This window comes from Flavobacterium rhizosphaerae, assembly GCF_046000445.1.
Classification (GTDB): Bacteria; Bacteroidota; Bacteroidia; order Flavobacteriales; family Flavobacteriaceae; genus Flavobacterium; species Flavobacterium rhizosphaerae.
This window is the reverse complement of record NZ_JBELPZ010000012.1, coordinates 85,929-94,409: the sequence shown is the minus strand read 5'-3', so window position 1 is coordinate 94,409 and position 8,481 is coordinate 85,929. Positions and strand designations below refer to the sequence as shown.

The following is an 8,481-nucleotide window of genomic DNA, read 5'->3' as shown; positions in this document are numbered from 1 at the left end:
CATATAAATCAGTAAATAAAGAGAAATCAGAATTGATTATAAAAAAAAGGAGCTGTCCCTTTTGAGACAGCCCCTTTTTTCTATGCAAATTATTAATGCTCTAACCTGTTGAAAAGTTCCTCTTCGGGTTTACGGATCAAATTTGGGTACTCCCTGGCAATTTGCCTGAGCGCATCTTCATAAACCACCTCGCCATCTTCAGACAGGAGAATATCTAATAAGTATGCATGAAACTCTTTATTTTCCTTATAATCAGCAGCGATAGCATCACTATAATTAATATAAAGTGAGTCCTCCTCCTTTAATGATTCAAAAAATGTTTTATCAAAATTATTTCGCACCCAAGTATGTATATCATTATTAGCCTCCATCTTTATAGCCTTTTTGTTGGCTAAAAAATTTGCTTTTGCAGTGTAAATATAAAATGCCTGCTTTTGCTTTTTGCAGCTTTCGCTGCTCAAATAATTTACATATAACTCTTTTAGCTTAAAGACTTTTTGATGGTAATCTTCCTGGACCATAGAACCGGTTGCAGTTTGCGCATTAACAAGTAACGGTAACACAGAAAATAAAAAACTCCATAAAAAAAATTTCATATTTGTTATAATTGGTTCAGATATTGATTATTGCAATATATAAACTTTAAGCTTAGAGAAATATACCCCCATTTTTTTTAACTAACACAAGTGCCTGCAAAATAATAAAAAGCGTACTTTTGCACCCTATTTTTAGTATTATGAGGACAAAGTCGATAAAGAAGAATAAAATAAATGTAATTACATTAGGATGCTCTAAAAATGTATATGATAGTGAGGTACTTATGGGGCAGCTTAAAGCCAGCGGCAAAGAGGTAACACATGAAGCTCCGGCTACAGAAGAAGGCAATATTATTGTAATTAATACCTGCGGATTTATTGATAATGCCAAAGAAGAATCGGTGAATATGATACTAAATTATGCCGATAAAAAAGAACAGGGCCTTGTTGACAAAGTTTTTGTTACCGGCTGCTTAAGCGAGCGTTACAAGCCAGACCTGCAAAGGGAAATACCTAATATAGATGAGTATTTTGGTACAACAGAACTTCCTTTATTATTAAAAGCACTGGGTGCCGATTATAAGCATGAATTATTGGGTGAACGGCTTACTACTACCCCAAAAAATTATGCGTACCTTAAAATTGCCGAAGGCTGCGACCGCCCATGCAGTTTTTGCGCCATACCGCTAATGCGCGGCAAGCATGTGAGCCAGCCTATAGAAAAACTTGTTAAAGAGGCTGAAGGCTTGGCAAAAAACGGTGTTAAGGAACTTATACTTATAGCTCAGGATCTTACCTATTATGGACTTGATCTGTATAAAAAGCGTAACCTGGCGGAGTTACTGGAACAACTTGTTAAGGTGGAAGGGATTGAATGGATACGACTGCATTATGCCTTCCCCAGTGGTTTCCCGATGGATGTGCTTGATTTAATGAAGCGTGAGCCTAAAATTTGTAATTATATTGATATACCGCTGCAGCACATAAGTGATAATATATTAAAATCTATGCGCAGAGGTACTACTTACGAGAAAACTACCAAGCTCCTGAAAGAGTTTAGGGAACGCGTGCCCGGTATGGCTATACGCACCACACTTATTGTTGGCTACCCGGGTGAGACGGAAGAAGATTTTGAGATACTGAAAAACTGGGTACAGGAAATGCGCTTTGAGCGCCTTGGTTGTTTTACCTACAGCCACGAAGAAAACACGCATGCCTACCTGCTTACAGATGATGTGCCTGAAAACGTAAAACAACAGCGCGCCAATGAAATTATGGAAATACAGTCGCAAATTTCGTGGGAACTTAACCAGGAAAAAATAGGCAGTACCTTCCGTTGTATTATAGACAGGAAAGAAGGTAACCATTTTGTGGGCCGCACTGAGTTTGACAGCCCCGATGTAGATAACGAAGTATTGATAGATGCCTCTGTTGCCTATTTAAAAACCGGTGAGTTTGTAAATATAAAAATTACTGATGCTACAGAGTTTGATTTATATGGTGTACCTGCCAATATATCCTTAAACTAAGAGGTTTCATTATAAACATTTCAGATAATTTTTAATTAAGTTTGATACGTAATATCTAAAAGAAATGAGAAAGAATATTTTATATAAAATTGCAGCGCTACTTATTTTTATGGGTTCATTATCTGCATTTTCTCAGGTAGACCGCAGTATAGGCAGCAGCCAGTATAAACCCGGTAAACACAAAAAACGAGATAAAAAAGATTATATTGAAGAGGCAGCCAAACAATTACAAAAAGACCTTAGCCTTGATGATTTTCAGTTAGCGGCCGTAAAGGCGGTACTGGAAGACGAGCGCGACCATTTAATGAGCTTAAGCACTAACAGGGATATATCTGAAGCAGAAAGAAACGATAAGGCAAGAGAAATATCAGACAGGATATACGTAAAAATATTGCCACTGCTTAATGACGAACAGGCAAAAAAATATACCAAAATGGAAGAAGAGCGAAAAAAGAAAATGTAACGCTACTCCCCTACTTATAATTATCCGGAATAATTTTTAAAAAAATATTGCCGGATAATTTTTTTATCACTTACTTTGTATTTCAAAGTACATTAACATGGAAGATTACTTAAAAGATATTAAGGAAATTAAAATGATGATGGACCGGTCATCACAATTTCTGTCGCTTAGCGGGCTATCCGGTGTTTTAGCAGGGGTATATGCCCTTGCAGGTGCCATAGCTATAAAATATATCACAGCAGATGTATATAGCAATATAACGCTGGAAAGCAGGGAGTTTTCGTTATGCGTTGGCATATTAGCGGGTGTGCTTATACTTTCGGTTGGCACTGCACTTTTGCTCTCTGCTTCTAAAGCACGTAAAAATGGTGAAAGCCTTTGGAACACCACCAGCAAGCGGTTACTAACCAATTTTATGATACCGCTTGTTTCGGGGGGCATATTTGCCTTACTTTTGATTAATAGCCAGCACTACGGGCTAATAGCGCCTGTAACCCTGCTGTTTTATGGCTTAGCCTGTGTAAATGCCAGTAAATATACCCTGCGCGATGTACGCTATCTGGGTATTAGCAATATTATAATTGGCCTTATTGCTACTTATGCCGTTGGCTACGGGCTGGAATTTTGGGCACTGGGGTTTGGTGTTTGCCATATATTATATGGCAGCATAATGTATTTTAAATACGATCGGAAAAAATAATTTTGAAGAATATATTACAGCATATTAATAAAGCGTTTGACCACCGTATACGATTGGGTATTATGAGTGTACTTGTAGTAAATGAATATGCCGATTTTACTACTCTTAAAGAGCTATTGGGCGTTACCGACGGTAACCTTGCCAGCCATGCTAAAGCGCTTGAAGCTGAAAATTATATCACTGTGGAAAAACAATTTATAGGTAAAAAGCCAAACACCCGATACATAGCTACCAAAGAAGGTAAAAAGGCCTTTAGGCAGCATATAGAAGCGCTTGAAAAACTGATACAGAAAAAATAAAAAAATTTATCTTTTTACTTTGAAAAACAAAGTACTTTTAAATAATAGTTATGGATGTAATTTTCAAAACCAGTAGTAAAGTCGTTAAGGCTTCATACCCCGTGTTACTGCTCTCGGCCTTTAGTATAGGCCTGCTGTTAGTACGGGTAAAGCTTACCCAAAGCATGTTTTTCTTATTCCTTATCTGGAATTTGTTTTTAGCATACCTGCCTTATGTGTTTAGCCTTGCCATAGTACACAGTAAAACCATAAGGCAAAACAATTATTACTTATATGCAGCGCTTATTGCCTGGTTGCTGGTACTGCCTAATGCGCCCTACCTTATAACCGATTTTGTGCACCTGTACCGTGATACTGCTGTACCGGTATGGTTTGATGTATTGCTTCTGACCTCTTTTACTCTAAGCGGCCTGCTTATATGGCTAACCTCTATGCGCCATATTTTTAAGGTGCTGCTACATAAATTCAGTGCAAAAAGTGTACACCTGCTTACGGCAGTAATTTGCCTGCTTTGCGGCTTTGGCCTTTACCTGGGGCGCTTTTTAAGATATAACAGCTGGGATGTTCTACACCGCCCTACTGCATTGTTTAAAGACATACTGCTGAGCCTCTTTACAAACGAAACCTATAAAATTGCCTGGGGCATAACAATAGGCTTTGGCATATTACAGTACCTGCTGTTTATACTATATAACCCGGAAAAGAGTAAAGAGTAAAAACTATAAATAAACCTTCTGATACTATGAAAACCATGAAAGACAGAATTGAGGCTGTACGCCGCCAATTTGACCGCAATGCAGAAAAACCCACTGCTAACGGCCTTGTTAATTACCCTGAAGAAACCCTGGGGCGCCACCTGGGTATGTTTTTATTGCGTTGCAACTTTGGGCAAAATGTATATGCCACTAACGATGATGCCCTGCAACTGCTTATTACAGGTAGTGGCAGCTTTGCCGATGAAATAGCCGTGCAGTTTTACCTTTTGGGAAACGGCTGCTTTGGGCTGCGCCGCCTTGGGGTTATGGCAATAGGGCTGGCACTGAGGCCTAATAAAGCGCTCTACTTTTTTAAGAAATATAAAGAAGGTAAAAATGCACTGCGCCTTTTTGATGTATACTACCTGGGGCTTTTGCACCTGCCGCTACAACAGGTTAAAGATACTTTTTTGATTAAATAAACCACCGCCGACTTAATAAACCAACCACCAATTATTAATATATGTTTTATGAAAGTAAAAATGATATTGCCCGCGCTGGCAGAAGCAGAAAGCCCCTTTTGGCGCCCCATAAAATACAGCCTCTTCCCTCCTTTAGGGCTGGCTACACTTGCCGCATACCTTTCGCCAGATGATGAGATTGACCTGCAGGACCAGCATGTAGAGACTTTAAACCTTACTGATACGCCAGACCTTGTACTTATACAGGTATATATTACTAATGCTTACCGCGCTTATAAAATAGCCGACCATTACCGGGCCAAAGGCGCTTATGTTTTACTCGGTGGGCTGCATGTAACCTCTCTACCTCATGAAGCTGCACCCCATGCCGATACTATTTTTCTTGGCCCGGGAGAAGAAACGTTTCCGCAGTTTCTCCGAGACTTCAGGGTGGGCATACCCAAAAAAGTGTATAGCTCTGCCGTGCGTACCTTAGAAAAAATTCCACCCATCAGGCGCGATCTTATTAAACGCGAACGCTATCTGGTACCCAACTCTATTGTAATAACCCGCGGTTGCCCGCACCATTGCGACTTTTGTTATAAAGATGCATTTTTTGAGGGTGGTAAAAGCTTTTATACCCAGGTTGTAGATGATGCACTGGCCGAAATAGAACGCCTGCCGGGAAAGCATCTGTATTTTCTGGATGACCATTTACTGGGTAATGCCAAATTTGGTGCTGCCCTGTTTGAAGGTATGAAAGGCATGAACAGGGTGTTTCAGGGGGCAGCAACGGTAGGCAGCATCCTTAGGGGAAATCTTATTGAAAAAGCGGCTGAGGCCGGGTTACGAAGCCTTTTTGTAGGCTTTGAAACTTTTTCCACAGCTAACTTAAATCAAAGCAATAAAAAGCAAAACCTTGAAAAAGACTATATAAAAGCAGTAAACCGCCTGCATTCGCTTGGAATAATGATTAACGGCAGTTTTGTATTCGGGCTTGATGATGACGACAAAGATGTATTTAAACGCACAGTAGACTGGGGTGTGGAAAATGCTATAACCACCAGTACCTTTCATATTATGACACCTTATCCCGGCACTAAGCTATATAAGGATATGGAAAAACAAGGCCGCATACTAACCCATAACTGGGATTTGTATGATACCCGCAACGTAGTTTATAAAACCGCAAAGCTTAGCGCAGAAGAATTGAAACAGGGCTATGACTGGGCTTATAAAGAATTTTACCGCTGGGAAAATATAGTAAAGGCCAGTATGGCACATGAATCTCATAAACATAAGCTAAAGCACCTGCTGTACAGCGGTGGCTGGAAAAAATTTGAGCCTTTGTGGAATTTTCTCATAAAAACTAAAAGCCTTAATAATATGCTCCCCCTGTTGGAATCTATTCTAAGCAAAGTTAAAAACACTAATAGCCCATCCCAACCAGTAAACACCACAGCCTATGCAAACCATCATTAATTTTTTTAGCCCTTATGATTATGGCAGGCATAATCCAAACCAGGTACCCAACTCACTTAAAGACTTACTGATATGGCCGTTTTATATTTTCAGGCTTTGCTTTATTGCCGGCACAACCCTTATGTTACTTTACATAGTTACCAAATTACAGGTACTTGTTTTAATAGGCTTTTTTTATACGGTCGCCGCGGTAGTTTTGAATCTTCTTTTAGTATTGTGTTATGGTATTTATGCCTTTACACAGCCTTATTACAGGCTGTTAATACTACAAAAAGCAACCATACTGCTACTCAATATACCTATTGCAATACTTTACATGGTTTTACTATTCGGATTTAACTTTTAATCAAACAATTATGGAACTCAACACACAACACCAGCCACCTTACCAAAAGCCGGGCACAAATTTTTTACAAAGCACTACTTCTCGCGTTATTATAATTGGCCTGCTTACACTCGCTCTGCTTATACCCCTGCAGTTTGTAAAAAACCTGATATGGGAGCGCCAACAACTGCAGGAGGATGTAACGGATGAAATAGCGAAGCAATGGGGCGGCGAAGTATATTTTTATGGCCCGATACTAAAAGTACCTTATAAAGTTTTTGATGAAACTGAAATTGTAGATACCAACACCAAAAAAGTAACTATTAAACGTACGGCAACTATCCGCAATGCTTATTTCTTTCCGGAAACATTAAATGCCAATGCAAAAGTAGATACAGGCAGAAAAAGCAGGGGCAATTATGAAACTACTGTGTTTACCAGCACCATGATACTTGATGGCAGCTATACCTCACCAGACTTTAACAATACGGATATAAAACCTGAAAACATACATTGGGACAAAGCCAGTGTGCTGGTAAAAACAAACGACCTTAAAAACATAAGGGGTGGCGCTGAGATAACGCTAAACAGTAAGAAATACACCTTTGAACCGGGAGTAGACAACGAAGACAGTACGATGCTGGAAACCAAACCTCTCGGATTGAATGAGGACGGCCTAAAGGCTGTTACTTTTAAAATGGAAATGGGTTTTAATGGTACTAAAAAACTGCGGCTGGTTCCTATTGGTAAAACTACTCAGGCTACTATGGCAAGTAACTGGGCAGACCCTAAATTTGATGGCAACTACCTGCCCGAAAGCCAAAGCGTAACCGATAAGGGCTTTACTGCTTCGTGGAAAATTACCAGCCTGAACCGCCCCTTTGTGCAACAGCATTTTGGTAACCTGCCAAGCCTTGAAAAATATAGCTTTGATACCGAATTTATTATACTGAATGATGAATACCAGCAAACAGAGCGTGCTGCCAAATATGGTTTCCTGGTAATAGGACTGACTTTTTTGGTGTTTTTCCTGATACAGACTGTAAGTAAAATATCTATACATATTTTTCAGTACAGTATGATAGGGTTGGCGCTCATTATATTTTATACACTGCTCATTTCAATCACTGAGCACAGCACCTTCAGGTTTGCCTATCTGGTTGCAGGGGTTGCCGTTATTGTAATGATAGGACTTTACTCGTACTCCATACTCAAGAGTATTAAGTTTCCCCTATTTATAGTTTTGGCATTAACAGCCCTTTATGGGTTTATCTATATCATCATCCAGCTGGAAAATTATGCCCTACTTGCCGGAAGCATCGGCCTGTTTTTAATACTGGGTGCGGTAATGTACTTTTCAAGAAAAATAGACTGGAACCATACTAAACCCCTAACAGCATAAATCGTTCACACCACTGTTGTAATTTTTGTACAAAATGTGAAAGAAAAGGGGCTTTTTGCCCCTTTTTGCTTAGTATAGTTTTTCTACTTTTATCATGTTATCATCACCATAAAACTCACCTTCTACTTTTATAGTTTCGCCTTTTTCAACGCTGCGGTATTCTTTCGGGTCAGTGAGGTTGGGTATGCTGATAGTAGCTTTATATTCTTTTCCATCTGCTGCTTTCAGGGTCGCGGTATAGCCGTCTTTCCCCCTGTTGACCTCGGTTACTGTGCCACTAACCGTTATACGGGCATCTTGCTGAGTGGCTTCCTCAGCCTGCGGAACTACTGTAGTATCAGGCTGTGTAGCAGTGTTATCTATTGCTTCTTCTGCCTGTGCGGCAGGCGGGGTGGCCTCATCTGTTTTTTTATTGTTACATGCCCCAAGGCTTAGTAATAGCGCAAGTAAGGCCACGTATGATATGCTTTTTTTCATGGTTTTTATTTTTACTGCAAAGATAAAACATAAGTGCGATAGCGTATGTTATAAAAAACAAAAACCGGTATATACCGGTTTTTGTAGACTGTTATATATTATAATTGGGGAA

The 8,481-nt window shown here is 39.6% G+C and carries 11 protein-coding genes; 9 read left to right on the top strand and 2 right to left on the bottom strand.

The window, feature by feature from the left end; translation table 11 throughout:
- Positions 1 to 92: 92 nt before the first annotated feature.
- Positions 93 to 596 (bottom strand): hypothetical protein, encoded by a 504-nt coding sequence (locus tag ABS766_RS12085; RefSeq protein WP_408085428.1) that lies wholly within the window; start codon positions 594 to 596, stop codon positions 93 to 95.
- A gap of 140 nt (positions 597 to 736) precedes the next feature.
- Between ABS766_RS12085 and rimO the strand changes: the two genes are divergently transcribed.
- From rimO to creD, 9 genes are all read left to right on the top strand, one after another.
- Positions 737 to 2,065, top strand: coding sequence for a 30S ribosomal protein S12 methylthiotransferase RimO (rimO, locus tag ABS766_RS12080; RefSeq protein ID WP_408085427.1), 1,329 nt, complete (start codon positions 737 to 739; stop codon positions 2,063 to 2,065).
- 64 nt (positions 2,066 to 2,129) lie between these two features.
- Positions 2,130 to 2,528, top strand: a complete 399-nt coding sequence (locus ABS766_RS12075; protein WP_408085426.1) for a hypothetical protein — start codon at positions 2,130 to 2,132, stop codon at positions 2,526 to 2,528.
- Between the two features lie 97 nt (positions 2,529 to 2,625).
- On the top strand, positions 2,626 to 3,228 hold the full coding sequence (locus tag ABS766_RS12070; protein WP_408085425.1) for a hypothetical protein: 603 nt from the start codon (positions 2,626 to 2,628) through the stop codon (positions 3,226 to 3,228).
- A gap of 2 nt (positions 3,229 to 3,230) precedes the next feature.
- Positions 3,231 to 3,527: a winged helix-turn-helix domain-containing protein gene (locus ABS766_RS12065; RefSeq protein WP_408085424.1), complete on the top strand. Its 297-nt coding sequence runs from the start codon at positions 3,231 to 3,233 to the stop codon at positions 3,525 to 3,527.
- Positions 3,528 to 3,577: 50 nt separating this feature from the next.
- On the top strand, positions 3,578 to 4,243 hold the full coding sequence (locus tag ABS766_RS12060; protein ID WP_408085423.1) for a DUF1361 domain-containing protein: 666 nt from the start codon (positions 3,578 to 3,580) through the stop codon (positions 4,241 to 4,243).
- A 35-nt stretch (positions 4,244 to 4,278) separates the two neighbouring features.
- Complete coding sequence (locus tag ABS766_RS12055) at positions 4,279 to 4,704, top strand: hypothetical protein (protein ID WP_408085422.1); 426 nt, start codon at positions 4,279 to 4,281, stop codon at positions 4,702 to 4,704.
- Positions 4,705 to 4,752: 48 nt separating this feature from the next.
- Positions 4,753 to 6,165, top strand: a complete 1,413-nt coding sequence (locus ABS766_RS12050; RefSeq protein WP_408085421.1) for a B12-binding domain-containing radical SAM protein — start codon at positions 4,753 to 4,755, stop codon at positions 6,163 to 6,165.
- Positions 6,149 to 6,511, top strand: coding sequence for a hypothetical protein (locus ABS766_RS12045; protein ID WP_408085420.1), 363 nt, complete (start codon positions 6,149 to 6,151; stop codon positions 6,509 to 6,511). Before ABS766_RS12050 ends, ABS766_RS12045 begins: the two co-directional genes overlap by 17 nt.
- 10 nt (positions 6,512 to 6,521) lie before the next feature.
- On the top strand, positions 6,522 to 7,892 hold the full coding sequence (gene creD, locus ABS766_RS12040; RefSeq protein ID WP_408085419.1) for a cell envelope integrity protein CreD: 1,371 nt from the start codon (positions 6,522 to 6,524) through the stop codon (positions 7,890 to 7,892).
- Between the two features lie 69 nt (positions 7,893 to 7,961).
- Here the strand turns inward: creD and ABS766_RS12035 are convergent, their stop codons facing one another.
- Positions 7,962 to 8,369, bottom strand: a complete 408-nt coding sequence (locus ABS766_RS12035) for a hypothetical protein (RefSeq protein WP_408085418.1) — start codon at positions 8,367 to 8,369, stop codon at positions 7,962 to 7,964.
- Positions 8,370 to 8,481: the final 112 nt, after the last annotated feature.